We start from the raw sequence: 23,314 nt of genomic DNA on the forward strand, positions 1-23,314 counted from the left end.
GACGCACACATCCAGAAACGGGGCCTTTATGGCCCCGCAGTGCTGTCACTGTCATGTATCAAGAGGACGCGAGATGGGATTACCGCCAGACAGTATCGTAGAGTTTACGCTGTCACGAATGCAGAACAGCCTTGCCAGCAGAACGCCGGAAAATGACGTCACCAGCGAACGCAGCGGCCTGCTTTTCCTGGGAAACGTGCATGATGCTTTTCCACGTCAGCTGTTTATGGATACGCGTCTTTCGCCGCTGGATAAAACGGCGTGGGTAATGATCCGCCTCTATGCGCAGCAAAATGAGGGCGCGGTGTTTCCTACCTACGATGAATTGCAACTCCAGCTCGCTTCGCCTCATGCGGAAAAGGCGTCCCGCGAAACCATCAGCAGAGTGCTTCTCATGCTGAGGATAACCGGCTGGCTGAGCCTGTGTAAGCGCGTCCGTGATGCGCGCGGTCGCGTAAGGGGAAACATTTATGCCCAGCACGATGAACCGCTCAGTTGCCGTGATGCGGAAACCTTTGATCCCGGTTGGCTTGACCTTGTTGCATCGAGTTGCCAGCACCGTAATAAGGCAGTCCGCTTGACAGCCATGGCCGTGCTTGCCGACATTAAGAATGACCCCACCATGCGTCACCGTCATTCGCGTTTGGCCATGATTGAAAGTCGGCTCGGTTCGCCATCAGCGCCGCGGGAGATGGCTAGCCTACGCCGTGCTTATCAGCCGGGTTCGGTTCCCGAACTAAGTATAAAAAACGCAGAAAAGCATTATGAGATACCGGGTTCGGATACCGAACTCAGTAAAAAAGAGGGAAGTGTTGAACCGGGTTCTGATACCGAACTCAGTCTAAAATCAGCAAGTTACGCCGGAGTTCGGAAATCGAACTGTAACGTACGTATTTTCACACAAGGTGTGAATAAAAAAACGTACGTACCGGATGAGAACGGTGGTAAGGGCTTGTCGGTACCGGAACTGCCTGAGTCGCTGACCAGCAAGATATCAACTGAGGATGCGGCAGCGCTGTCTGCTCAGCTGGCTGCCTTGCCTGAGCCGGAGTCTTCTGCGCTTATGGGTATGCTGAAAAAACAGCTGCGTAAGGGCCAGTTAACCAACCCTATGGGCTGGATGCTGGCCATGCTCAAACGGGCCCGTGATGGACACCTTGTGATGCCCGACGCTGTCACTTCGTCCCAGACTATCGGACAGGCAAACGCCGCCTTATCACCGATGCCAGTATTTCAACGGCCTGCACAACGGGCCTCTGCCGAAAGTGTTTCAAGCGTTATCGCTGACATTCGGAATGCGATGTTGCGGGGCACAGAGGTGGTTAAAAAGTAATCTTGTTGCGGCCCGCAACAAGATTAAAAAATAGCCAGATATTTTAGTGGTTCCATAAAGTGATTATTAATTATCGCTGGTTGCCTAAAAAATAACCTTGTTGCGGGGCGCAACAAGGTCAAAAAATGCACATTAACCTATTTCGCAACCGGCTTTGGGATAGTGTGGCCTTATATTCAGAAAATGAATGAAGACTTTTACGTTGTTGGGACCTCTGTATTTTCAGGACTATCAGCTCCTTCTTAACTGATAAGACGGTGACAACGATGGCGGATAATACCGAGAAAAGAACGGGTGCATTGCACTCAGAGTTGAAAATTGAACTCCACAGCCACTATGCGATTGGGTTATGGCAGGGCAGGCGAGCAGAGAAAGGAGTAGAGGGGAGTAAAGGCAAGCCTGCCATCATGGGAATGCCGCGTTTTCTCAGTCTGGCATCCAAAATCAATCAGGACTCTCTTAAGAATAATCCTTGGGCAGATGCCACAATGTGGACGATGGAGGTGAAGCTCAATGCCGCGAATAAAAAGATGCAATCGCTGATCGAAGGTCTTGAAAAAGACATGCAATGGTTACCGAAAGGGGCAACGTTAAGTGAGGCTTCCGTTTCTGAACCCCTTGATATCCGGGTGTTCAGTAATACCCCCCTTGGTTACCGCTGTGTTTTTCTGCTTCTTGGTTTTGATCAGTTTGCCAAGCAGGTCCTTCAGGCTTCGCACTATGGAATGATTTCACGTCAACAACGTTACGACATGTTAAGTGAAGGAAGTCGCCTCCTTCGTGAGATTTATGGTACTGCGATGAGTTATCGCTCAGTAAATGTTTCCAGGCAGGACGCAGTCGAAAATAACCCTGTTTGGAAGCAGGCCGTTTTGGAGCTTGGTGAACCTGATGTTGACGTGCTGCTGGGTAACCATCGGTCTGCTTTCTCCCCGCCCGTTAATGAGGCCAGTGTTAACCTCCTGCGGATCCGCTACCGGGCTAATAATAGCGATAATGCTAAATAAAGGAGGGAGAATGCGCCTATTCCTTTGTGAAAAACCCTCTCAGGGGAGGGACATCGCTGCCATAGTCGGTGCCACGAAAAGAGGCACCGGCTTCCTTCAGGGGCCTGGGGTGACGGTCACCTGGGCAGTTGGCCATTTACTAGAAAACGCCTCTCCGGAGGCGTATGGTCCTCAGTTCGGGAAACCCTGGAACATTTCAGCCCTCCCGGTATTGCCAGCACAGTGGCAAATGACAGTGAAGAAGGACACGGAAGATCAGTTTAAGACGATCGCAAAATTATTGAAGCAGGTTGATGAAGTGGTGATAGCCACCGACGCAGACCGGGAAGGCGAAGTCATTGCCCGGGAGTTGCTGGACTTTTGCCAGTGGCGGGGACCGGTAAATCGGCTATGGCTATCAGCGCTGGATGAACAGAGTATTCGTGATGGGCTCAATCACATCAAACCCGGTAACGAGACTCAGGCTTTATACTATGCGGGACTGGGGCGCGCCCGTGCTGACTGGTTGACGGGTATGAATCTTACCCGCCTTTATACATTAAAGGCCCGTGAAAAAGGGTTTGATGGGGTGCTGTCGGTAGGTCGGGTACAGACACCGACGCTGGCACTTCTGGTAACCCGGGACAGAGAGATTGCCGCTTTTGTCCCGAAACCCTACTGGCAGGTCAGTGCGGTTTTGCATGCGGGTGATGTGACGTTTGCTGCCCAGTGGGTAGCTGCGAAAATGTACACCGACGAGGAAAAACGCTGTGTCCATCAGGGCATTGCCCAGCAGGTGGCCCAGCTGTGCCGTCAGACGGGGCAGGCTCAGGTTCTTGAGCAGGAGAAAAAGCGTGAGACACAAGCGGCTCCGCTGGCCTTTTCATTAGGTGCTTTGCAGCAGGCCTGTGGGAAACTCTGGGAAATGTCACCTCAGCAGGTGCTTGATACCGCCCAAAGTTTGTATGAGACCCATAAGGCCACGACCTACCCCCGTACCGACTGTGGTTTTTTGCCGGAGTCGATGCGTGAAGAAATCCCTCAGGTACTTGCCGCCCTGACCAAAACTGACCCTTCCCTCACACCTGTGATTGCAACCCTGGATCCCCGTTTTGCTTCACGTATCTGGAATGATAAAAAGCTCACGGCTCACCACGGGATCATTCCGACTAAGCATGCCTGCGACCTGGGAAAAATGAATGACGCAGAGAAGCGGGTGTATGAACTCATTCGTCGCCACTACCTCGCCCAGTTCCTTCCTTTGCACGAGAGCGATGTGACACGCCTGGACCTCAGCATCGGGGGACAGCTTTTTCGCACAACTGGCCGGGTGGTCGTAGTGCCCGGTTGGAAAATATTGTTTAACTCAGTCACTGACGGGAAAGAGAACACCGGGGACGAGCAGGACAACGCGCTCCCCGCGCTGAACAAAGGTGATGTGTGCACAGTGACGGCTGCTGAGGTCAAGAGTCTTAAAACGAAAGCACCGCTGCATTTCACGTTCGATACGCTGATAGCCGCGATGATGAACGCGGCGTCTTACGTGACAGATTTGCAGTTAAAAAAGGTCCTGAAAGAGAATGCGGGTCTGGGAACAGAAGCGACCCGCGCCGGTATCATCGACACGCTCCTGAAGCGGGGATATATCGTCATTAAGGGCCGCTATCTGCGGGCCACCGAAGTGGCGATGGATCTGATAGATGCCTTGCCTGCCCCTTTGAAAGAGCCGGGTATGACAGCACTATGGGAGCAGGCGCTCGATGAGGTTGCTGCAGGTCGGATGCGACTGGAAGACTTTATGGCGCGACAGACGGGCTGGACTCGACAACTCGTTGCTCAGGGGCAGGTTCAAAATGTCACTATCCGCGTGCCCCCGACCCCGCAATGCCCCCTTTGTGGCAGTAAAACCCGGCTGAGGCACGGCGAGAAAGGGACGTTTTACAGCTGTGAGAAATACCCGGCCTGCAAAGGCGTCGTCAACGCCACTGACCAGGCGAAGAAAAAGCCTTCTAAGCCTAAGTCACGTAAGTCAAAGCAGAATTAACCGATTGCGGGTGGGGCATGTATTTTGCTATGTTTCTCGTGGCTCTGAAGCCGCACCCCGTGACTGCGGTCTGCCAGAATGCTACATGCATTGCGTTCTGGCCGAACAGTCTGACAGACCGCTCCCACACCTGAGAGAAGAGTCTGTAAGGCACATAACCTCCGTGAAAACCGTGCCGGGTCCTGAACATGCCCCGGAGCTGCTGTGCAAACAGCTTAACCTCAGATCGATGGTGCAGATCGCAATGGCGGTACCTTAGGGTGCCGCTGTTTATTTATGCCTCTCCATTTTCAATTTTTTAGACCCGCTATATTGACTTCTCCCCGCCGCGGTTTAAAACTGAACAGGCCAATCGTTGTCTCTGACAACTGCCAATGTTCCGGTGATTTGAGAGGAACGCCTTCGGGTAATCACATGCCAATGCCATCACAACCTGAGAGATGGCGCTTTCGGGCGGTTACGTTAAATCTGTTAACCTTTGTAAACAGAGACCTTCGGGTTAAGGCCACCTTCACAAATTCAGCCAGTCAGTGACCTCGTTACTGACTTCCCTGCGGGAAACACTCTCCCGCACGGGATGATTGTTTCTCCGCTACCTGTTTATTTTCACTCCGGAGAGAACATCATGACTGCTACTGCAAATACCCCTGCTTCAAACAACGCTTCACATTCTTCCTCTCAGCCTAAGGCTGAATATTTCAATCTCAATGTTACCGGCATCGGATACCTTAAAAACATCCGCAAAGTGGCTGGCACCACCGGTGAATTCACCTGTGCCGTTATTAATGCCCTGACCGGCCCTACAGACAATGCGTCATACACCCGTTTTGACGTGACTGTTGCAGGCAAGGAAAGTGTTTCGCTCATCAATCGCTGCCAAAAGTCAGTGGATGAAGAGAAACAGGTGCTGATTGGTTTTGTCCTGAGCGGTCTTACTGCTGACGTATTTACCTTGTCTAAAGGAGATCACGCCGGTGAAAGTCGCCCAAGCTTAAAAGCCCGGCTTATTGCGGTCGAGTGGATAAAGATTGGTGGCGAGATCGTGTTCAAGTCCGAAAAACCGACCTCTACTCCGCCGGGACAGAATGCAGAGCAGCTGAAAAGCTACGCTGACAATTCATTCTGACCTGACACGGATACACACCCAGCTGGAACACACCAGCGGGTGTGTTCCTCTCACCTTTTTTAAGAGGAATTCAATATGTCCAGTCGCGGCGTAAACAAAGTTATCCTGATCGGTTTTTTAGGGCAGGAACCTGAAGTTCGTTATCTTCCAAACGGTATGGCAGTGACGAACATTTCATTGGCCACGTCTGAATCCTGGCGTGATAAACAAACAGGCGAAGAGAAAGAGCGTACTGAATGGCACCGCGTGGTGCTGTTTGGCAAGCTTGCTGAAATCGCCGGAGAATACCTGCATAAAGGTTCTCAGGTTTACATCGAAGGCCAGTTGCAAACCCGTAAGTGGACTGACAATGCAGGGGTCGAACGCTGGACAACTGAAATCGTGGTCAAACAGCAGGGCACAATGCAGATGCTGGGCAGCAACAATCGCACCAACACCAGTGGAAGTGGTCAGCCTGCAAATAAACAGCATTCTGCTGCAGCGCCTGCGCAGAGCGGGACACCTCAGTCACAGTCAGCGCCGCAGTCTATGGGCAATGAACCGCCGATGGATTTTGAAGACGACATCCCGTTCCTTGGTTATGGATATGGAGTATGTCGCGGCGCGCTTTACGGTATTTCCTGAGCAGTATTTTTACTCATTGCTTGTAAGCATCCACCCTGTGGGGAGAACTCCCCCAGGGAGATTCTCCTTTTTTATCGGAGAATATTTATGACTCACCTTAACCCTCAGTTTATCCACACGCCTTACGAACCCGGCGTTTCGCTTCGTGCCGATGTCTATGCTCGTCAGTTTTCGGTCGTTGTTGCAGGTACTACAACGTATCCGGAAGATGATCTTAACTGCGGGACTTACACCCGTGAAGAGACATACAGTGTTTGCACCGGTGCGACGCTGAGTGAGGTTATCACTCAAATTACTGACATCAGTCAGCGGAAAGCCTGGGCTTTCCGGGACGATGAGAAAGACTACTATGACGCTGAGTTAGGTCATGATTGTGGTCCGGTAAGCTTCTTTGCTCAGTCTGTTTGCATCAGTGACAGACTGGGTCGAAAAGTCCTCGGAGGGTGTATCCGTAACGGTAAAATTTTCTGGATCATCCCGGTAAAAGACAACGCTGCGGCAGCAAAACTTCATCAACAATGTGATGCCTTGCTTGCCGAGGCTGCTTTTGAAAGCGGGTGGGATAATTTTTCCACAGCTAAAACGCTCAGGCGTGAGGCCAGACAGCTTCTTCTTGCCGATGTAGCCCCTTTTTGGCGTCAGCATCCGGAAGTGTTAGCCCTTATGGAACCTGAACTTTTTGATGTTCAGGACCCGGAGGTTTTAGCCGCTTACGCTGTATGAAGCCTTGTGTACATTACTCTTCGCCAGTTTTGACTGGCGTTCGATTCTCTGACAGACTCACCTTATCGAAGGTAAAGTGCGCTGTTGGCGGAGGACACTATGACTAACCGTTATAATACTGATTTTTATGGCTGGACTAAGGAGCAGGCAGATTTGCTGCGTTCCGGCAGCCTGGGTCAGTTAGATACACAGAACCTTCTGGAGGAAATCGAGAGCATGGGCAATAGCCAACGAAGCGAGCTGGAGTCACGCCTTGAGGTTTTGTTCCTTCATCTTCTTAAGTGGGCTTTCCAGCCTTCCCATCGAGGGCGCAGCTGGCAACTGACCATTGCAGAGCAACGTCGTAAAGTTGCGCGTCGTCTTTCAAAAAGTCCAAGCTTAAAGCGTGAGCTGGATGAGATGACGACAGACGCTTACGGCGATGCCATTTTGTCTGCAGCAAGAGAAACAGGGATGGATGAAAACACGTTCCCAAAATCATGTCCGTGGTCGTTTGAACAGATCATGGACAGTGAATTTTATCCTGATTAATCCCATCAGTTTTTCTGCACGAAACGCCGGCTTGTCCGGCGTTTTTTTTATCCTTCTGCTGTAAAAAACTGTCTCCTCATGCACTCCCCGCTAATGCTCACGTCCTAGCTATCACTTCTGCTAACCCGGTTACAGGGTTTTTCTTCAGTTTTCAGAAAGAGTTTAACGTTGTCCCACTTTATGCCGTCGTCAGAATATCCGTCTCTCATTAGGAATACTCTTACGGTGAACATTGATGGCACAACTGACCCAGCATCCCGGGCGCAAACTGGCATGGCTTACGCTGTCACTGCTGACCGCCGGATGCACCAATAACGGCACGTCCACTGACGTGTTGCCGCGTATTTCCGCCAATCCCCGTGTCAGCGATATCTACCAGGGCCAGTCGCCCGAGGTGGTGCGCTATGACAAGTACACCCTGGTCAGCACCCGGCCAGCGGATGCGCAGCGTGATCCGTTAAACCAGATGGTCGATATTACAATGCCGGCGCAGTTAGTGCGCTCCGTCGGGGATGGTTTCCGCTACCTGCTGCTGGAGTCTGGTTACTCTCTTTGCCCGGCATCCTCTTCCGTATTTACCGAGTTGCTCAGCAGCCCGTTACCGGCCGTGCAGCGCTCGATAGGTCCTGTTCGTCTGAGCGAGGCGTTGCAGGTCCTGGCCGGCCCCGCATGGCGTTTACGCGTTGATGATGTCAACCGCGAGGTGTGTTTTACGCTTCGTGATGCTTATCGTGATTTCGCTCCACGCGCATCGACGCCCGTATCCTCCCGTGCACTGACTACAGTGACGGCTTCCCCGCGACTGTCGGGTAATCCCTTCACCGCTGCGTCAGTTGGAGTCTCAGACAATAATCCGGCTACATCTCTGCTTCCCGTGACCGCTGCGGGACAGCCAAAACCCGTGCTGAAACCGGAAAGTGTCCCGGTACCCTCTCCGGTGCTGACAACCGTGAAGAGCGGAACACTGGGAAGTAAATCAACCCCCGTTGGCTCGAAATATTCGCCTGCTGTGTCACCAACCAGGCAACCAAGGCTGACGGTGCAACCCCCAGCAAAAACGTCATCACCTTCTGTCGCGGCAGCGGGCACGACGTCTTTATTAACTTCCCAGACTTCCCCGGTGCCTAAAGCACCTCCTTTACAAAATCCCTCGACCTCTGCCTCAGGCCCGCTGTTTGTCCCAGGCACGCCGGTAACCGCAGCCCAGTCCGGGCAGCTGTGGCGTGCCGAGGTGGGGTCCACGTTAAAAGAGACGCTAACCCGTTGGGCAAGTTCGGCGAAGTGCGACAACGGCGGGAGTTGGGTCGTTATCTGGCCGGTATCACTCGATTACCGCATCGATGCGCCTCTGACGTTTCACGGCAACTTTGAGTCGGTGCTGGTTCAGGTTTTTGACCTGTATCGCCAGGCTGACAAACCGCTTTATGCCGCCGCCAGCCGACTGCAGTGCTTGGTATCGGTCAGTGACCAGCCCGGTCGTAACTAATGGGATACGCCATCGCCGCACTGGCCCTGATTTTTTTGCTGATAGTCGGCAACGTTCAGATCCGGGAGGCCTCCCGCTTTGAGCGTCAGGGGATCCAGGTGAATGCCAGCCGTCTCGCCTCGGACATGCTTCGGTTGGCCAGCGCGGTGAATGACTGGCGATACACCCGCCAGTTAGCCGAGGGGGCGCTTGCCGTTGGTCAGTTTGGCATTGTTCCGGTCCCTGACAGTCACATTCAGGCAGCAATTCAGGGAGGGAGACTTTGGGTCTGGTCTGGGGATAGCCCGGGCCTGGTCGACTCCCTGAACAGCCAGTCAGTCGGTTCAGCCCTGGTATGCACAGTATCGGGCGGACGTCTGAAAATGTCTGATGGTACCGATATGAATTTGTCCCTTCCCGCCGGCGTGGCGGAAGGCAACGTTGTTTATCTCAACTGAAGGAATCGAGAATGCTGAAGTTTTGCCTTTCCCGACCCGTTCTCCTCGCTGCTATCACGGCCGCATTGGTGATGCTGGCCGGATGTTCTCTCAAAGAAATTAATCGCATGGACCGCCAGGCGGGTAGTGATGCGGATACCGCACAACGGATCACCCAAAGCCGAACGAATTTACAGCAAGCACCGGTGACCTGGACGGATAAGCCCTGGGTAAATCTCCAGCCTGTCATCCCTGTCGTGTCAACCCCAGAAGACAGCGCATTCCCTGACTGCGATATCTCCATTAACCGGCCTGAAGGAATGACCCTGCCTGAGATTGGGCAGCGCATCACGGCAATGTGTGGTCTGAGGGTAACTATTACACCTGATGCCTTGCAAGCGCTGGTCTCAACAGGTGGTGGGAGTATCACTACCCAGCAGCTGACGGGCAAACTGCCAGCACCGGATGATAATGGCAGAGTTCCTCTGCCCAATATTGGAGGACAAGCGCAGCAGGCCGCTTCTGTCTCGTTGACAGACCCGGTACTCACCGGCCTGAAATGGCAGGGCAAACTTCGCGGGTTCCTGGATATGGTGTCCAGCCGCCTTGGACTGTCCGCGCGTAATGACCACGGTACGATTGTTTTTTATCAGCTCGATACCCGTACATATCAGTTGGTGATCCTGAATACCAAAATCGACAGTACTGCGTCGGTTAACTCAGGTTCCGGTAATCAGTTGGGCAGCAGTGGCGGGGGAAGCTCAGGTACCTCAGGGGATATCAACTCGGCGCAAAAAACAGCCTATGATCTCAGCAGCAATCTTTATGATGATATCCGTAAAACCATCGATAACATGATCACCCCATCCAAGGGGCGCTATTGGCTATCGTCTGCCAGCGGAACATTAACGGTAACGGATACACCGGTCGTGCTCGACCGCATTGGTCGTTATATCGATTACCAGAACAAAGTTTTAAACCGCCAGGTGCAACTGAGCGTACGTGTACTCAGTGTAACGCAGACCCGTAATGAACAGATGGGACTCGACTGGGGGCTGGTGTACAAATCTTTGCATACGGCCGGCGCGACGCTTTCCGGTAATTTCACTAACGCTGCTGACAATGCCGTCTCATCAGGATTCTCCATTCTGGATACGGCCAGCGGCAGTGCGGCGCGTTTTTCCGGCTCACAGCTGCTGATCAAGGCCCTGTCTGAGCAAGGTAACGTCAGCGTTGTCACCCAGCTCAATCGTGCGACCACAAACCTTACACCTGTTCCTTATCAGCTCTCCAATCAAAAAGGCATTCTGACCAGCTCAAGCTCGACAGCGACGGCGAACGTCGGGGTCACATCCTCTATGCAAACCAGCATTCTGACGACTGGCCTGTTCATGACCATGCTGCCGTATATCCAGGAAAACGGTGATGTGCAGCTGCAGTTTGCGTTCAGCTATTCCAGCCCCCCACAAGTCGAAAAGTTTCTCAGCAAAGACGGCAATACCCGCAATGATGTCCCGACGTTCCAGCAGGAAGCGCTGACCCAAAAAGTCAACATGCGTGCCGGGGAAACGCTGGTTTTGACAGGGTCTGACCAGGTCACCACCTCAGCAGATAAACAAGGAACATTCACGCCGGGCAACTTCATGTTTGGCGGAGGGCAAAATGGCAGTACTACGCGCACCACCCTGGTCATTTTAGTTACACCAGTATTGCTGAGGTAATGATGAAAAATCCTAAAGAAAATCGTCCTTCACCGGCGACACAGCCCGTTCTTCTTAAGGGGCGCTGCGGATGGCTGGCAGGAGTACGCTGGGCAGATGAAAAGGGCGCCGGGATTGGTTTTGGACGCAATAACCGCGGCGATACCCATCGGATCCTGACGGGCAGAAAACCCAACAGGATGGTTGGCTTCGCCAGACCTGCCCGGGTCAGGCGTGGCGTTGGCCTCTTTTCGCTGGCTGCTGCATTTTTAATACGCGAAGGGGACAACAGCTACGGCATTTATCGTGTTGAAGAAGGCGCTGACCGCTGGGTGTTTTTTGCGACGGTCGGGGGGCGCCTCTCCGTCATGGGAGACGTGGTCGGAACATTGCAAGAGGTGAACGCTGCCCAGGAACGTTTCATTGAGTTCAATGAGCCGGGTGATGTGCAGCGCGGCTGGCAATGTACTGCGACGCCCGAAGCCCCTCAATCCTGGCAAAGCCTGAGCGGTTCATTAACTCGCCAGCAGCGTCGTCGCGTTCAACTGCGTCAAATCCCCTCTTTGCCAAAATTAGGCGCGCTGGTATTGCTGGTAGCAGGTATCTGCGCCGCGCTCTTTTACTGGCGTGATGATGCGGCCTTGCGGGCCAGGCAGGCGGCTGCGCTGGCCGAGTATAAAGCGCAGGCCCTGACGGCGACGAAGCCCAGTATTCCAACAAAGGCTGCACATCCGTGGGCCTCTTTATTGCCATCCTCTGTTTTTCTGAGTCAGTGCTGGTTTACCCGCGAGCCCCTGCCTGTTTCGGTGGTGGGATGGCGGCTTACCGCCGGCGAATGTACCCAGACGGGGCTGCGCTTGCGGTATGTGGCGATGCCCGGTACCACGGTGGAGGATTTTGCCCGCCGGGCTAAACAGATTTTTGGGCAGAGCGCGGAGTTCAACCTGAAAGAGGGCGGACAGAACGGGGATGTCAATGTGCCCTATGCTTCCAGCACTCAGCCCGTGAGAGATGAGGACGTACCCGACGGCAACGCACAACTGATGCGCTTTGTTTCTCATCTGCAGCGGCGCGACATCCACGTCCAGTTTACCGAGATAAAACCGCCGGAAGTCATCCCCGGTGCAGCCAATCCTCCTCCCCCTCAGGACTGGCGTGAGTTTACCTTTGCGGTCAATGCCCGTCTGGCTCCGGAGTGGATGCTGGCCGGCTGCGATGATACCGGGCTTCGTCTCTTCAGTATTGCCTTTACGCTCAGCCCACAGGGGCAGTTTGACTACACCGTTAAGGGGAGTCTCTATGCACAACGTTAAGCCCGCCTCCCGACTCTGGCTGCTGGGCATTTTTGCTGTCTTTAGCCCACCGTGCCTGGCGGCAGAAAGCCCGGTCTCTGCCGATACGGGGAATGTCACGATCGGCCAGCTCGAGGCCATTCAGTCCCGCAACTTCCTGCTGGAACAGCAGGTGCAAACCGCCAGACTCACGCGGCAGCTGCGTGAGAGCGAAAGTGAAATTCAGATGAGTCAGGCAAGCCCTGTGGCCAATGCCCCCGCGTCGCTGCCTTTCATCCCTTCAGGCTCCCCGACTGCGGGGGCGGAGCAGCAAGCTACCCGAGCACCGTCAGAGAAGAGTGTCCCGGCACCTGTCCGCCTTCAGGAGATTTATGGAAAGGGCGCGCAGCTGCGTGCCCGCATTGTTCTGCCTCAGGGTGGGGTGACCGAGATTTCTCCAGGCGATCAGTTGCCGGGAAGCAAGCTGACGGTCAAATCAGTCACCCTGAATGCAGTGAAACTGAGTGACGGGACAGAACTGTCCTTCTGATTAAGGAAAAACCATGCAACCGGACAGTGAAATTATGGATTTTGTGCTGGCTGAGGAGGTTCCCGACAGTCATGGGGCCGTCAGGCTGGTCATTGACACCAACCGCCGAACGGATCCTCGGGTTCAGCGCTGGGTCATGGATAGGGTCAAGGCCTATCCGTTGGCCACAAAAGAGTTTGTGTCACTCAGTGAGCTCAATGCCCGGCGTGACAGGCAGGCAAATAGCGGGGCCAGCGCGCGCTCTACCGGTCCGCAGATGCAGGATCTCAGTGCAACCCAGCAAAAAGTGCTGACCTATATGGGTGCCGCGGGACGGCTGGCGTCCTCGGATATTCACCTGACACTGAGCAAGAATGAAAAGATTACCGTCATTGAAATGCGCATACACGGTGAGCTGGAAGTCATTGACGAGCTGACCTATGACGAAGGCTTGTCTCTGGTATCAACGATTTACCGCTCCATGTGTGACTTGCTTTCGACTGACTTCCTTGAACATATTGCGCAAAAGGGCAGGGTAGCCTCGGAGTATGCCCGCCGTGCCGGGGTGTTTGGCGCGCGTTATCAGCATATGGCGACACCGGACGGGCTTTACGTCGTGCTGCGTATTATTCCGGACGACAGTGATAAAGTGCCTACTTTGGAACAACTTGGCTTCCTTCCCGAGCAACAGGCATTGATTGAAAAAATCCTGAGAATACCGGAAGGCATGGTGACGCTGACGGGGCCAACGGGGTCCGGGAAAAGTACGACGTTGCGCACCTTTAGCCGGCTCTGGCTCGATCGTACAAGGGGTAAAAAACGCCTGCTGACCATCGAATATCCCGTTGAGGGTCGCATTGCCGGGGCTATTCAAACCTCAGTAACACCCAAAAGTAGTGCCCGCGAAGACGTTGTTGAGGCCTGGGAAGACTCCAACGCCGCTGCTCTCCGCTCAGATCCGGACGGTATCGTGATCGGGGAAATGCAGGAGCGCAATTCCGTCATGGCGGCTATTCACGCCGTTGAGTCTGGCCACGTCGTTTTCGATACGCTGCATGCGCCCAGCGCAGCCGGTGCTATTCCCCGTATAAGTTCGATGGGTGTTAATCTTCAACTCATTGCCGATCCGCAAATCATGGTTGGGCTGCTGAGTCAGCGCCTTGTTCAGACTCTGTGTCCGCATTGCCGCGTTTCCTGGTCTGAGAAGGCCCCGACCCTTACGGCGCATGTCAGAGAAAGACTGGAGAAATACTGCAATGAACCCGACATTTGCTCACCGGAGCAGCTTTGGTTTCGTCACCCCGACGGCTGCGAGCATTGTCAGAAAAAGGTCGAGCTTACCGGACGCATCGTCAGCCGCGGCGTGACCGGCCGTACCGTACTGGCCGAAGTGATCCGACCCGACGCCCGTTTTATGAGCCTGTTACTGTCTCATGGAACCTCTGTCGCGCGGCAATACTGGTTGCAGCATCTTGGCGGGATCAGCCGGCGCACACATCTTCTGAGACGCCTGGCCGAAGGGCTTGTAGACCCGCTTGACGGCGATCTCGTGTGTCCGCTCGATGAAGATGAGCTGCTCGCCTGCGAGGTGCCTCATGTCTGAGTATTCCACCGTAACCTACCGCGCACAGGAGATGAACCTGTTAGAACGCGTTCGTTACGAGCTTGTGCGCAGGACCTTCACCGGGAGATACCGTCAACCCTTTTACGAGACGCTGCGTTTTCTGCTGGAAAACAAGAAATCATTCAAAGAGGCATTGACGATGATCGGGGAGGTGCATACCGATTTTGGCCGTCGCTGGCATCCTTATATCGAACTGGTGGAGGATTGCCTTGAAGCGCTTGCAGATAACAGCGCAGGCCATTCTCTGTCTGACGTTCTGGCCACCTGGGTTCCGCGGGAAGAGGCCGCGCTTATCAGCGCCGGTATCCGCAGCGGCAGCGTGCCTCGCTCTCTTGAGCAAGCCGACAAGTTGATTGTCGCCCGGCGGCGGATTATGGCACAGGTAATGATGGCCTCCGTCTATCCGATTTTACTGCTCTCCCTGGGCGCCGGCCTGCTGACAGTCAATAACCGGCTGCTTATTCCGACGCTCAGCAAACTGTCTCCTCCTGAGTCCTGGACGGGCTCCCTCGGATTCATGAACCAGGTGTCAGCGTTCACCACGGCTTACGGCAGCGTGGCTGCTATTGGTAGTGTGGCATTAGTGGGACTCGTGTTTTGGTCACTGCCGCGCTGGCGGGGCCGGCTGCGTCGCTTTGCTGACCGGCTGATGCCGTGGTCCATTTACAAAGATCTGCAGGGTGCCGTTTTTCTCATGAACATCTCTGCGCTGCTTGAGGCGGGCGTGCCGCATCTTGATGCCGTCAGAATATTGCATGATTTTGGCTCCCCCTGGCTACGTGAGCGGCTTAGTGCCGTGATGGACGGTATCAGCATGGGCAGCGGCCTTGGCAGGTCGCTGCGCGATTGCGGATACCAGTTCCCCAGTCAGGAAGCGGCCAACTACCTGTCGATTTTGGGACAGGGCGACGGCGCATCCACGCTTATCAGTCGCTACGCTGACCGCTGGCTTGAGCAGGTGCTGGTAGTGGTTGGCCAGCGCGCCAATGTCGCAAAACTTTTCTCTCTGTTTTTGATAATCACTTTCTTCTTACTCATGTTGGGCATGGTGATGCAAATTCAGGACATGACCCACACTTCTCCTCATTAAAGGACCTCTTATGTCAGCTAATCCGTTATCCCTTTCAGTTCGTCGTCAGCCTCATCGCGGGTGGGGCATTATTGAAAATGGAACGCTCGCCATCTTGGCCATTATTGTCATCGTGTACGTCGTCAGTAAGCTGTGGGGGTTGTGGACGCAGAAGGATGTGGCCATGGAGGTCACGAATTACCAAAGCATCATCACCTATGTCCGGGGCAATTTTAAACAAACGAGCGGGTATAACTTCACCAGCGCAGCCACAATGACTGGTACCGTGATTGCTGCTGGCGGGGCCAAGGGCATGACCATTCAGGGGGACGAAACCTCAGGGACTGCCACAATGACCAACACCTTCGGTGGTCAGGTGGTAATTACGCCTGTCGCGGCCAATGGCTTCAACAACGGATTCTCCCTTTCTTCTGCCAAAATCCCGCAGGATGCCTGTATTTCTATCGCGCAGCAAATGGGTAACGGTGCGTATACCAGCGTGAGTATTAACAGCTCGGCACACACAGACGGCAACGTGTCTGCTGAAACGGCGACTAAGGAGTGCATTAAAGACAGCGGTGGTACGGGGCAGAACACGCTGACTTTTACGGTTAACGGGTAAAAGTGCATGGCACGCGTTCTTTTCTTCCTGCTTCTGGTCGTGTGCCAGCCGGCGGCCGCATTTTGTTTTGATGCGGCCGGTGCCAAATACCACATCGATCCTCTTTTGTTAAAGGCCATTGCCCGGGGAGAAAGCAGCCTGAATCCCTCCGCCATTAACATTAACCGTGACAAACGGACCGGCCGTGCCCTGAGTGAGGATTACGGGCTGATGCAGGTCAACTCAACGCATATCCCGGAGCTTATTCGCGACGGGGTGATTACTCAAAAAAGCGATCTCCTGACGCGCCCCTGTCTCAATGTGCAAATCGGAACGCGGATTCTGGCGTCACATTTTCAGGTCTGTGGCATCAGCTGGAACTGTCTGGGCTCCTACAATGCCGGTTTTCGTAAAGACCGCCATGAAACGCGTGAGTCCTACGCCAACCGTATTTATGCCATCTACAAACGGATCCTGAAACAGGAAAAGGGAATAGTCATATGACCGAACCTGTCACAGTATTGACGATAGTGGGCCCCTGGCCGCTGTCGCTCCCGCTGTTTTGCCTTGCACTACTGTTCTTGCGTTCTGAGAGCGCTCAGGTAACGGACGTGATGAAGGATTACGGGCATCAGGCATTTTCTGAATCTGATGCGCGTGCTATCAAACAGCACATCTGGCTTCACGCCATTGCCCTGTGCGCAATAGTCATGTTGTCTTCACTCAGCAAACCGTTTGAGCTGATGACGTCGGTTCTTTTTGTCGTATTTATCTTTCGGATGAGCCTCATCGACGCCCTGACGGGATGGTTACCTCGGGATTTTACCTGGCCGTTTACTGCAGCAGGTTTTTGCGTTGCCTGGGGTAATCAGTGTCTTCCTGCCCATGCGTTAACGTCCTTCATTCTGTTCAGCTTCGGGTGGCTCATCCGCGATCTGGGAGAGCGTCTCGCTCAGCGGGAAGTGCTTGGGCTGGGCGACGTCTGGCTGGCTGCAGGTCTGGGTGCCTGGTTTGGTTCACCCCTCACGCTGTTTACTCTCATGGTGGGGCTGGTCGGTTTTATTCTCTGGCACGCCGGATCGCGGGAGGCCTCCCGCGGTGGTCCCCTGGGACCGTGGCTGGGTTACGGGGCGCTGCTGTGCATGGCGCTCAACGTTTCAGATCCTTTATTCATGTGGTGACGTATGGCGACAAATTCTAAACGTGTTCACCGCGGCTGGACGGTGATGAGTACCGGTATCGGACTGCTTATCCTCCTGGCGGTGGCGGTGTGGTCCATGGGGTATTACAACGATTATATCCAGCAACGCGGCTGGCAGGTCACGGCATCCCAACTGACCCGCTTCCGATCGTCGGTGAAAGCCTATGTGGGCCGCTACTATGACACTCTTCTGTCCGCTGCAGGAACCACTGCACCGGTGATTATTACCCCGCAGATGCTTAAAAATACGGGGCTTATCGAACCCGGATTCAGTAATACCACGGCTGACGGGCAGCAGATCAGTGCAGCGGTCACGCGCAATGCGACGAACACTGACCAGCTGCAGGCGCTGGTGATCACCCAGGGCGGAGAAAGCCTACCGTATGCCGCACTGCGACAGATCTCCGTGGATATTGATAGCCAGGGTGCGTACGTCTGGAAAAGTACCAATGTGACCGGCGCGATGGAGAGCTGGAGCGTGCCCTTAGCCAGCTTTGGCGTCAGTACATCCAGCGGGCACGTCGGAGCGCTTATCCCTTCTGATGAGCTGGGTGTTGCCCGGGAGGAGAGTGACCGTCTGTACCGTTTTTCGGTGACAGGAAAACCTGACCTGAACCGCATGCATACGAGCGTTGATATGGGGAGTAATAACCTCAACAATACCAATACGGTCAACGCGCAGACGGGAAACTTTAGTGGCAATGTTACTGCTGCTGGTACAGTTCAGGGGGGAAATGTGAATGCTATCTCCAACGTAACGGCCAATAATAGCATTACCGCTGGAAACGCCATCACCGCAGGCGGTGATATTCGCAGTAATAACGGGTGGCTGATAACCCGAGACAGTAAAGGTTGGCTCAATGAGACCCATGGGGGGGGCTTTACCATGACTGATAATGACTGGGTACGAGCCATCAATGATAAAAACATCTACACCGGTGGTCAGATCAGAGGGGGGAGCGTTCGTGCAGATGATCGTCTTTCTGCAGGGGGTATCCTGCAGCTTGACCAAATAAACAATGAGGGTTGGGGATGTGATGCGGGAGGTGTTAGTCATGATTCCACAGGGGCCTTGCTTTCATGCCAATCTGGAGTGTGGAAACGTCAAACTCCAGCATTTGACATTCAAACCGTGATTAGCCCATCTGCGTGCACTAACCTAACGGTGGCTTATGCGACTTGTCCAGCAGGAACTAAATTAATTTCTGGAGGGTATCAACTGACGAAGTGGACTGAAGGTGGAGCTTACAACTCTCCAGACTCAAATTATGCAGATAATCCTGGAAATCGTTGGGTAATAACAACGCCGAATAATCAAGGAAGGCCATCATGTTATGCCGCAGTGGCATCCTGTGTTCGACAATAAAATGGCCTTGTGATTATCAGGCAGAAGGCCATTTTATTATCTGCCGACTTCACTGGTCGGCAAGTAAATTATCTGCTTTTCTATTTTGATCGCCTTTTTTACTTCTGCTGAAAAATAATGCTTCAATGTATCGATGTGAAAGAGTTGCTAATATCAACGAAATAAGAGAATAAACCACAAACCCAATTACTCCATCAGTAAGACCAGTCCACGCAAGCCTTTTTCCAAGGCCTGTGTTCATTAATGTATGGATTAAGTACAGTGAGTACGAAATGTTCCCAATGAAAATTAACCATCTCGGGGTGAGTCGTCTCAACCATGTATCATTCATAACCACCCCACTCATAAGGAATATCAGAGCTAAGCCAGATGATAACAACCCATGACCAATTTGCTTAAGGAAAAACAAGCTATATACGGCATAGAGGGTTACACATGCTAAGTAGGTTACTCTTAGTGGTGCCGGTAAGCGTTGTGCAAGAGGTACTAACTGAGCAATAAGCACACCGGAAATGAACATCCAACTTATTGGATTTGTGAGAAGATTTAAATAAGGGTTATTGAATTGATACCCTTCTGAGGATAAAGTGAATTGCTGTCCACTTATGATGGGTATAATAACAAGTGCGGTCATGAAAAATGACAGTAAACATAATAATGGTCTTTTAGTTAAAAGACAGAGCGAGGAAATTAAATAAAAATAAATCTCGTAATTTAACGTCCATCTAACACCATATACGCCGCTGTCATTAATATAGAATGGTGCGTTAGAGGTATATATTGGGCGGAAGGATAGCGCGCTGACAAAATTAGCTAATTTATCTGAATAATGAAATATACTCATGCCGCCAGATAATATGAAAACTACCAGAAGAATGATAAAGTAGGTCGGCATTATCCTTTTTAATCTACTTTTAATAAAGGTCAAGGATGCTCTTATTCCAGTGCCTAGTTTTTGTGCGGAGAGTGTAATGACAAAACCGCTGATAATAAAAAACAGGTCAACGCCGATCGCTCCCCACCCAAAAAGATAATTTCCGGTATTAGGGAATTCATTGTTTATGAGATATCTGAAATGGAAGAGCATTACGGCTAATGCGGCAAGTCCCCTAAAAGCTTGAATCGAATCATACGTCTTAACATTGTACATGGTTTTTAAACTGCTATGTTGGCCCTAACAGGGTAAGGGCAATTTGGAGAGGCCATTATCTTACGAATACCCAACACTTCTTACAATAAAATTACATAGATTTTGATCTTTGCGGTTAAGTTTTGAAGCTTAACCCTGGAAATTTTTAGACAGTAATATTGAGTTAAGCATCGCCTTATTTCCTTGGTTTTTGCACCTTACACCTTTCTGAACCGTTGTAAGGATGATGTGCAATGACCTTCGAAACATTGCCAGAACACGAACCTGTCCCAGACCCCGTTATAAGTGAAAGCGTTGGTGAACGAAATGCCACTGCCGTTCGACGTTCCTCGTTCTCGCTTAGTCAGTCAGCCCTGCTCAAACGTACTGCCATCGGTTTCGCTGCCCTCTTTGTTATTGCTCCGGGCGTGCTCAGCGTCGTGTTGTATCTTCAGCTGAATAACATGGACATTCGGGTTAACTCTCTCGAAGCCGCATTCCGCAGCGGCCAGATCAGCCAGCTCTCATCGTCAGTGGCCGCGCTGGAAAAGCACGTTGCTGAGCAAGATGAACGCTTTGCGCTAAGAGCCGGCGTGCTGAAAGGAATGAGTGAACTCGGTAAAGTGCTGGACGGTCAAATCGCTGACCAGAACAAAAAAATTGACCTATTAGACAGTCAAATCAGTGAGCAGAAAAAAGCGCTTCAGTATGAGCTTGATAATGGTCAGGCGAGCGCTCTCGAGTTTTCCTCCCTCAAAGCCACTGTTGACGCCCTCAAGGCAAGTCAGGCTCAGAAACCACCCGCTACCGCTTCAGGCGGTGCGGTGACCGCTGGAAAAAAACATAAAACCAGTGTCTCAAAAAAGTCTCTGCGGTCAGCCAGAACTGTGCCACTGGCTGCGCCGTTTATTCTGACGGGCATTGAGCAGCGGGGCGGTCAGAATTTTGCTGTCATTGCGCCGCAGGGCGCTACGAACTTATCTCAGATGCAACTTTTGTCGCCGGGCGATTCTGCCTGGGGATGGCAGCTGCGCAGCATTGAGAGCAATCAGGCAGTGTTCTCTGTTAACGGTATACCACAGCGCCTCAGCGCGCAGTAAACAGGAGTCGTGATGAAAATCAGTCGCTTAGTGATGCTATTCATATTGTTGGCAACGTGTGCCGCCAGAGCGGATACCGTTAACAGCGCAACCAGCACCACGTCAACCGCAAGCAGTCTTCAGGATAAGTCTCTCCAGTCTCAGTCTCAGCAATCCTCCCAGCAATGGGGGCTAAGTGATACAGAGTGGCAGAAGTATCAGCAACTGAAACAGGGTAAGCGAGGGATCCAGTCTCCCGGGCTTGATCCGCTGACCACGCTGGGTGTGGAAAGCGACAGCGTTTCAGAACGCCGTCGGCTCGCAGAACTGTGGGTGAAAGAAGAATACCAGCGCACGGAAAAAGAACTGGCGTTCCAGCGGGAAGTTAACGCGGCCTGGAGCCGTCTGTACCCTAATGCGCTGTCGGTCAATATGGGGAACGCCTCTGGGCTTGCTCATGACACTAACGGCCGCATGGCGTTGTTTGTTCGCGACAACTGTGAACGCTGTGATGCGCGTCTCGCCGCCGTCCTGGCGGACAATCGCCCGGTTGATATCTACCTGGTGGGCAGTGATGGCAAAGATGACACGGTGCGCAAATGGGCGGTCAGCCACAACATTCCGGTGGACCGGGTCAGAAGTCGTCAAATCACACTGAATCACGATCGCGGCTTGTGGCTGACCTACGGTCAGGGGCAAATGCCGGTGATCCTGCAGCAAGGGGAAAACGGATGGCAACTCGCCGCATTCTGATGTCAGCACTGTTAATGCTGCCGCTGTGCGGCGTTGCGAAAAGCGTTCAGCCGCTTCAGCAAATTCCGCCCGCCTATCATCAGATTGCGGCAGCGGCACGGGTGCCGGCAGAATCCTTATATTCCCTGGCCCTGACCGAAAGCTCCCGGCGGCTTTCGTATGGCGAACGCCCGTGGCCCTGGACAATTAATGTGGCGGGCAAAGGCTATCGTTTTGAGACCCGCGAAGCCGCCTGGCAAGCCCTGCTGCAATTTGTCCGTAAATATCCGCTCAAACGCATCGATGTCGGTATTGCCCAGGTCAACCTGGGGTGGAATGGTCATCTGTTTACCTCCTTTTATGAAGCCTTCGACCCGTACACCAACCTGCGCGTCGCGGCCAATATCCTGCGAACCTGCTATGACGCCAGTCCGGGGAGCTGGATTAAAGCGGCTGGGTGTTACCACCACCCAGCCGGCGGTAAAGCCGCGGCTATCTATATAGCGATCGTGCGCCGTAAGCTCGACACCCTGGCCCCCGTTCAGCAGGCCTCTGACACACAATATCTGATGCCGACGCCGCTTAAGGGAGTTGCGCTGGCCAGTAATCAACTCACCTGGATAGAGCCCAAATGAAATTCTTAAAAATGATGGTATTGATGTGCGCTGTGGGGTGTTCAACGGCGGGGTATTCGGCGTTGACTGTGGTGGGAGACCTCGGGGGAGAGCCGACGGATACCTATTTTGATGCGGTGAATGACCAGCCCGGTGAATTTACGCCGCCGGAATCAGTGGCGCAGGCTCAGGTACCCGCGCAGGTCTCGGTGGCGACTGCATTACCTGTCCGCACGCCTGAGCTTTCACCCGGTGCCGTGACGCCCAGAAAGCTCACCCTCCCTGGGATGCCGCCCGTTTTTATTATCGGCGATGATGACCTGTCCAGACAGTGGCTGGCTCAGCGCAGGGTCGAGCTTACGCGTCTCAATGCCACGGGATTTGTGGTGAACGTTGCCGACCAGGACCGCCTGAAGGCTTTGCAGGCATTGCTCCCGGGAAGCGATATGGTGCCGGTTTCCGGCAGCGACCTGGCTCGCCGTCTGCAGATAACCCACTACCCGCTGATCATTACCGAGAAGGGGCTTGCACAATGAGTCCTGCACTTACAGGGGGCGAGTTTCTCAGTGCCCTGCGACAGGGCGCGCTGGGATGGTGGTTGAGCGTTCTGCTACTTCCTCTGGCATTCATGCTGCTGCCGTTTCTCTTCGGCACGGCAAGTCAGCGCCGCCACCGGCGTTATCAGCGTCAGGCCGAGCGTATTCTTGCCCGTCTCCCGCAACTGAGGGATGACGCTGCCAGGCTGGTTTACCTTCGAAAAATCAATCCCTATGTTTTTGAAGAAATGCTTATGACGGCGTTTGCCCGTCAGGGATGTCGGATAAAGCGAAATGCCCGCTACAGCGGCGACGGCGGGGTCGATGGTCAGGTCTGGATTAATGGCCAGCGCTGGTTAATACAGGCAAAACGCTATTCCAGCTGCATTTCATCCGGGCATGTCCTGGACTTTGGGGCGTTGGTACGTCAGGAGCGCTGTCGGGGATTCTTTGTGCATACCGGGCGAACCGGGGAGGTCAGCCGCGAAGCGTTGCGCGCCGTTCCCGACGTTTCGCTTATCAGCGGCAATCGTCTGTTAAAACTGCTGTCCGGTAACGCCGGCTGGCAATACATCGATCAGTGAGAGGCCGGTT

24 protein-coding genes are annotated in these 23,314 nt (G+C 53.3%); 23 read left to right on the forward strand and 1 reads right to left on the reverse strand.

Annotated features, from left to right (window positions below):
• The first annotated feature begins 73 nt into the window (after positions 1 to 73).
• The 18 genes from ACL2XQ_RS09025 to pilV all read left to right on the forward strand — a co-directional run bounded on the left by ACL2XQ_RS09025 (position 74) and on the right by pilV (position 18,630).
• On the forward strand, positions 74 to 1,333 hold the full coding sequence (locus ACL2XQ_RS09025; protein WP_413740298.1) for an STY4528 family pathogenicity island replication protein: 1,260 nt from the start codon (positions 74 to 76) through the stop codon (positions 1,331 to 1,333).
• 266 nt (positions 1,334 to 1,599) lie between these two features.
• Positions 1,600 to 2,340, forward strand: a complete 741-nt coding sequence (locus tag ACL2XQ_RS09030; RefSeq protein ID WP_047609017.1) for a PFL_4669 family integrating conjugative element protein — start codon at positions 1,600 to 1,602, stop codon at positions 2,338 to 2,340.
• Positions 2,341 to 2,350: 10 nt separating this feature from the next.
• A complete protein-coding gene (locus tag ACL2XQ_RS09035; protein ID WP_187514541.1) occupies positions 2,351 to 4,363 on the forward strand; it encodes a DNA topoisomerase III in 2,013 nt (670 codons plus the stop codon).
• Between the two features lie 625 nt (positions 4,364 to 4,988).
• The gene (locus ACL2XQ_RS09040) at positions 4,989 to 5,489 is read left to right on the forward strand and encodes an STY4534 family ICE replication protein (RefSeq protein ID WP_047609019.1); all 501 of its coding nucleotides are present in this window, start codon (positions 4,989 to 4,991) and stop codon (positions 5,487 to 5,489) included.
• 75 nt (positions 5,490 to 5,564) lie between these two features.
• Positions 5,565 to 6,113, forward strand: coding sequence for a single-stranded DNA-binding protein (locus ACL2XQ_RS09045; RefSeq protein WP_187514540.1), 549 nt, complete (start codon positions 5,565 to 5,567; stop codon positions 6,111 to 6,113).
• An 87-nt stretch (positions 6,114 to 6,200) separates the two neighbouring features.
• Positions 6,201 to 6,836 (forward strand): hypothetical protein, encoded by a 636-nt coding sequence (locus tag ACL2XQ_RS09050; RefSeq protein WP_187514539.1) that lies wholly within the window; start codon positions 6,201 to 6,203, stop codon positions 6,834 to 6,836.
• Between the two features lie 99 nt (positions 6,837 to 6,935).
• Positions 6,936 to 7,367: a DUF29 domain-containing protein gene (locus tag ACL2XQ_RS09055; protein WP_047609022.1), complete on the forward strand. Its 432-nt coding sequence runs from the start codon at positions 6,936 to 6,938 to the stop codon at positions 7,365 to 7,367.
• 235 nt (positions 7,368 to 7,602) lie between these two features.
• The gene (locus ACL2XQ_RS09060; protein ID WP_187514538.1) at positions 7,603 to 8,853 is read left to right on the forward strand and encodes a TcpQ domain-containing protein; all 1,251 of its coding nucleotides are present in this window, start codon (positions 7,603 to 7,605) and stop codon (positions 8,851 to 8,853) included.
• Positions 8,853 to 9,290: a type IV pilus biogenesis protein PilM gene (gene pilM, locus ACL2XQ_RS09065; protein WP_187514537.1), complete on the forward strand. Its 438-nt coding sequence runs from the start codon at positions 8,853 to 8,855 to the stop codon at positions 9,288 to 9,290. The genes ACL2XQ_RS09060 and pilM overlap by 1 nt, the downstream gene beginning before the upstream one ends.
• An 11-nt stretch (positions 9,291 to 9,301) precedes the next feature.
• A complete protein-coding gene (locus ACL2XQ_RS09070) occupies positions 9,302 to 10,990 on the forward strand; it encodes a PilN family type IVB pilus formation outer membrane protein (protein ID WP_187514536.1) in 1,689 nt (562 codons plus the stop codon).
• Complete coding sequence (gene pilO2, locus ACL2XQ_RS09075; protein WP_413725608.1) at positions 10,990 to 12,282, forward strand: type 4b pilus protein PilO2; 1,293 nt, start codon at positions 10,990 to 10,992, stop codon at positions 12,280 to 12,282. The genes ACL2XQ_RS09070 and pilO2 overlap by 1 nt, the downstream gene beginning before the upstream one ends.
• The gene (pilP, locus tag ACL2XQ_RS09080; RefSeq protein ID WP_187514534.1) at positions 12,269 to 12,790 is read left to right on the forward strand and encodes a type IV pilus biogenesis protein PilP; all 522 of its coding nucleotides are present in this window, start codon (positions 12,269 to 12,271) and stop codon (positions 12,788 to 12,790) included. The genes pilO2 and pilP overlap by 14 nt, the downstream gene beginning before the upstream one ends.
• Before the next feature lie 13 nt (positions 12,791 to 12,803).
• The gene (locus tag ACL2XQ_RS09085) at positions 12,804 to 14,372 is read left to right on the forward strand and encodes an ATPase, T2SS/T4P/T4SS family (protein ID WP_187514533.1); all 1,569 of its coding nucleotides are present in this window, start codon (positions 12,804 to 12,806) and stop codon (positions 14,370 to 14,372) included.
• A complete protein-coding gene (locus ACL2XQ_RS09090) occupies positions 14,365 to 15,483 on the forward strand; it encodes a type II secretion system F family protein (protein ID WP_187514532.1) in 1,119 nt (372 codons plus the stop codon). Before ACL2XQ_RS09085 ends, ACL2XQ_RS09090 begins: the two co-directional genes overlap by 8 nt.
• A gap of 10 nt (positions 15,484 to 15,493) precedes the next feature.
• Positions 15,494 to 16,084, forward strand: coding sequence for a type 4 pilus major pilin (locus ACL2XQ_RS09095; RefSeq protein WP_187514531.1), 591 nt, complete (start codon positions 15,494 to 15,496; stop codon positions 16,082 to 16,084).
• Between the two features lie 6 nt (positions 16,085 to 16,090).
• Positions 16,091 to 16,567, forward strand: a complete 477-nt coding sequence (locus ACL2XQ_RS09100) for a lytic transglycosylase domain-containing protein (protein ID WP_047609031.1) — start codon at positions 16,091 to 16,093, stop codon at positions 16,565 to 16,567.
• Positions 16,564 to 17,244 carry a prepilin peptidase gene (locus ACL2XQ_RS09105; RefSeq protein ID WP_413725607.1) on the forward strand — a complete coding sequence of 227 codons (681 nt, stop codon included), beginning with the start codon at positions 16,564 to 16,566 and terminating at the stop codon, positions 17,242 to 17,244. Before ACL2XQ_RS09100 ends, ACL2XQ_RS09105 begins: the two co-directional genes overlap by 4 nt.
• A gap of 3 nt (positions 17,245 to 17,247) precedes the next feature.
• Positions 17,248 to 18,630, forward strand: coding sequence for a shufflon system plasmid conjugative transfer pilus tip adhesin PilV (gene pilV, locus ACL2XQ_RS09110; RefSeq protein WP_187514529.1), 1,383 nt, complete (start codon positions 17,248 to 17,250; stop codon positions 18,628 to 18,630).
• Positions 18,631 to 18,679: 49 nt separating this feature from the next.
• On the opposite strand, the gene ACL2XQ_RS09115 is transcribed toward pilV, so the two are convergent.
• Positions 18,680 to 19,780, reverse strand: coding sequence for an acyltransferase family protein (locus ACL2XQ_RS09115; RefSeq protein WP_187514528.1), 1,101 nt, complete (start codon positions 19,778 to 19,780; stop codon positions 18,680 to 18,682).
• Positions 19,781 to 20,013: 233 nt separating this feature from the next.
• Between ACL2XQ_RS09115 and ACL2XQ_RS09120 the strand changes: the two genes are divergently transcribed.
• From ACL2XQ_RS09120 to ACL2XQ_RS09140, 5 genes are read left to right on the forward strand one after another with little or no spacing between them, the layout of a single operon-like run.
• Positions 20,014 to 20,859 carry a hypothetical protein gene (locus ACL2XQ_RS09120; RefSeq protein WP_187514527.1) on the forward strand — a complete coding sequence of 282 codons (846 nt, stop codon included), beginning with the start codon at positions 20,014 to 20,016 and terminating at the stop codon, positions 20,857 to 20,859.
• 12 nt (positions 20,860 to 20,871) lie between these two features.
• The gene (locus ACL2XQ_RS09125) at positions 20,872 to 21,591 is read left to right on the forward strand and encodes a TIGR03759 family integrating conjugative element protein (RefSeq protein WP_187514526.1); all 720 of its coding nucleotides are present in this window, start codon (positions 20,872 to 20,874) and stop codon (positions 21,589 to 21,591) included.
• Entirely contained in the window at positions 21,570 to 22,205 is a 636-nt protein-coding gene (locus ACL2XQ_RS09130) for a transglycosylase SLT domain-containing protein (RefSeq protein WP_187514525.1), read from the forward strand. Before ACL2XQ_RS09125 ends, ACL2XQ_RS09130 begins: the two co-directional genes overlap by 22 nt.
• Entirely contained in the window at positions 22,202 to 22,720 is a 519-nt protein-coding gene (locus tag ACL2XQ_RS09135; protein WP_413725602.1) for an integrating conjugative element protein, read from the forward strand. The genes ACL2XQ_RS09130 and ACL2XQ_RS09135 overlap by 4 nt, the downstream gene beginning before the upstream one ends.
• Entirely contained in the window at positions 22,717 to 23,304 is a 588-nt protein-coding gene (locus ACL2XQ_RS09140) for a restriction endonuclease (RefSeq protein WP_187514523.1), read from the forward strand. The genes ACL2XQ_RS09135 and ACL2XQ_RS09140 overlap by 4 nt, the downstream gene beginning before the upstream one ends.
• The last annotated feature ends 10 nt before the right edge of the window (positions 23,305 to 23,314 follow it).

It is taken from the genome of Sodalis sp. RH14, from assembly GCF_047324285.1.
GTDB lineage: Bacteria > Pseudomonadota > Gammaproteobacteria > Enterobacterales > Enterobacteriaceae > Acerihabitans.

Excerpts from the sequence above, each read along its gene's own strand:
- ACL2XQ_RS09025 (WP_413740298.1), top strand. The coding sequence starts at position 74 with ATGGGATTACCGCCAGACAGTATCGTAGAGTTTACGCTGTCACGAATG.
- ACL2XQ_RS09030 (WP_047609017.1), top strand. The coding sequence starts at position 1,600 with ATGGCGGATAATACCGAGAAAAGAACGGGTGCATTGCACTCAGAGTTG.
- ACL2XQ_RS09035 (WP_187514541.1), top strand. The coding sequence starts at position 2,351 with ATGCGCCTATTCCTTTGTGAAAAACCCTCTCAGGGGAGGGACATCGCT.
- ACL2XQ_RS09040 (WP_047609019.1), top strand. The coding sequence starts at position 4,989 with ATGACTGCTACTGCAAATACCCCTGCTTCAAACAACGCTTCACATTCT.
- ACL2XQ_RS09045 (WP_187514540.1), top strand. The coding sequence starts at position 5,565 with ATGTCCAGTCGCGGCGTAAACAAAGTTATCCTGATCGGTTTTTTAGGG.
- ACL2XQ_RS09050 (WP_187514539.1), top strand. The coding sequence starts at position 6,201 with ATGACTCACCTTAACCCTCAGTTTATCCACACGCCTTACGAACCCGGC.
- ACL2XQ_RS09055 (WP_047609022.1), top strand. The coding sequence starts at position 6,936 with ATGACTAACCGTTATAATACTGATTTTTATGGCTGGACTAAGGAGCAG.
- ACL2XQ_RS09060 (WP_187514538.1), top strand. The coding sequence starts at position 7,603 with ATGGCACAACTGACCCAGCATCCCGGGCGCAAACTGGCATGGCTTACG.
- pilM (WP_187514537.1), top strand. The coding sequence starts at position 8,853 with ATGGGATACGCCATCGCCGCACTGGCCCTGATTTTTTTGCTGATAGTC.
- ACL2XQ_RS09070 (WP_187514536.1), top strand. The coding sequence starts at position 9,302 with ATGCTGAAGTTTTGCCTTTCCCGACCCGTTCTCCTCGCTGCTATCACG.
- pilO2 (WP_413725608.1), top strand. The coding sequence starts at position 10,990 with ATGATGAAAAATCCTAAAGAAAATCGTCCTTCACCGGCGACACAGCCC.
- pilP (WP_187514534.1), top strand. The coding sequence starts at position 12,269 with ATGCACAACGTTAAGCCCGCCTCCCGACTCTGGCTGCTGGGCATTTTT.
- ACL2XQ_RS09085 (WP_187514533.1), top strand. The coding sequence starts at position 12,804 with ATGCAACCGGACAGTGAAATTATGGATTTTGTGCTGGCTGAGGAGGTT.
- ACL2XQ_RS09090 (WP_187514532.1), top strand. The coding sequence starts at position 14,365 with ATGTCTGAGTATTCCACCGTAACCTACCGCGCACAGGAGATGAACCTG.
- ACL2XQ_RS09095 (WP_187514531.1), top strand. The coding sequence starts at position 15,494 with ATGTCAGCTAATCCGTTATCCCTTTCAGTTCGTCGTCAGCCTCATCGC.
- ACL2XQ_RS09100 (WP_047609031.1), top strand. The coding sequence starts at position 16,091 with ATGGCACGCGTTCTTTTCTTCCTGCTTCTGGTCGTGTGCCAGCCGGCG.
- ACL2XQ_RS09105 (WP_413725607.1), top strand. The coding sequence starts at position 16,564 with ATGACCGAACCTGTCACAGTATTGACGATAGTGGGCCCCTGGCCGCTG.
- pilV (WP_187514529.1), top strand. The coding sequence starts at position 17,248 with ATGGCGACAAATTCTAAACGTGTTCACCGCGGCTGGACGGTGATGAGT.
- ACL2XQ_RS09115 (WP_187514528.1), bottom strand. The coding sequence starts at position 19,780 with ATGTACAATGTTAAGACGTATGATTCGATTCAAGCTTTTAGGGGACTT.
- ACL2XQ_RS09120 (WP_187514527.1), top strand. The coding sequence starts at position 20,014 with ATGACCTTCGAAACATTGCCAGAACACGAACCTGTCCCAGACCCCGTT.
- ACL2XQ_RS09125 (WP_187514526.1), top strand. The coding sequence starts at position 20,872 with ATGAAAATCAGTCGCTTAGTGATGCTATTCATATTGTTGGCAACGTGT.
- ACL2XQ_RS09130 (WP_187514525.1), top strand. The coding sequence starts at position 21,570 with ATGGCAACTCGCCGCATTCTGATGTCAGCACTGTTAATGCTGCCGCTG.
- ACL2XQ_RS09135 (WP_413725602.1), top strand. The coding sequence starts at position 22,202 with ATGAAATTCTTAAAAATGATGGTATTGATGTGCGCTGTGGGGTGTTCA.
- ACL2XQ_RS09140 (WP_187514523.1), top strand. The coding sequence starts at position 22,717 with ATGAGTCCTGCACTTACAGGGGGCGAGTTTCTCAGTGCCCTGCGACAG.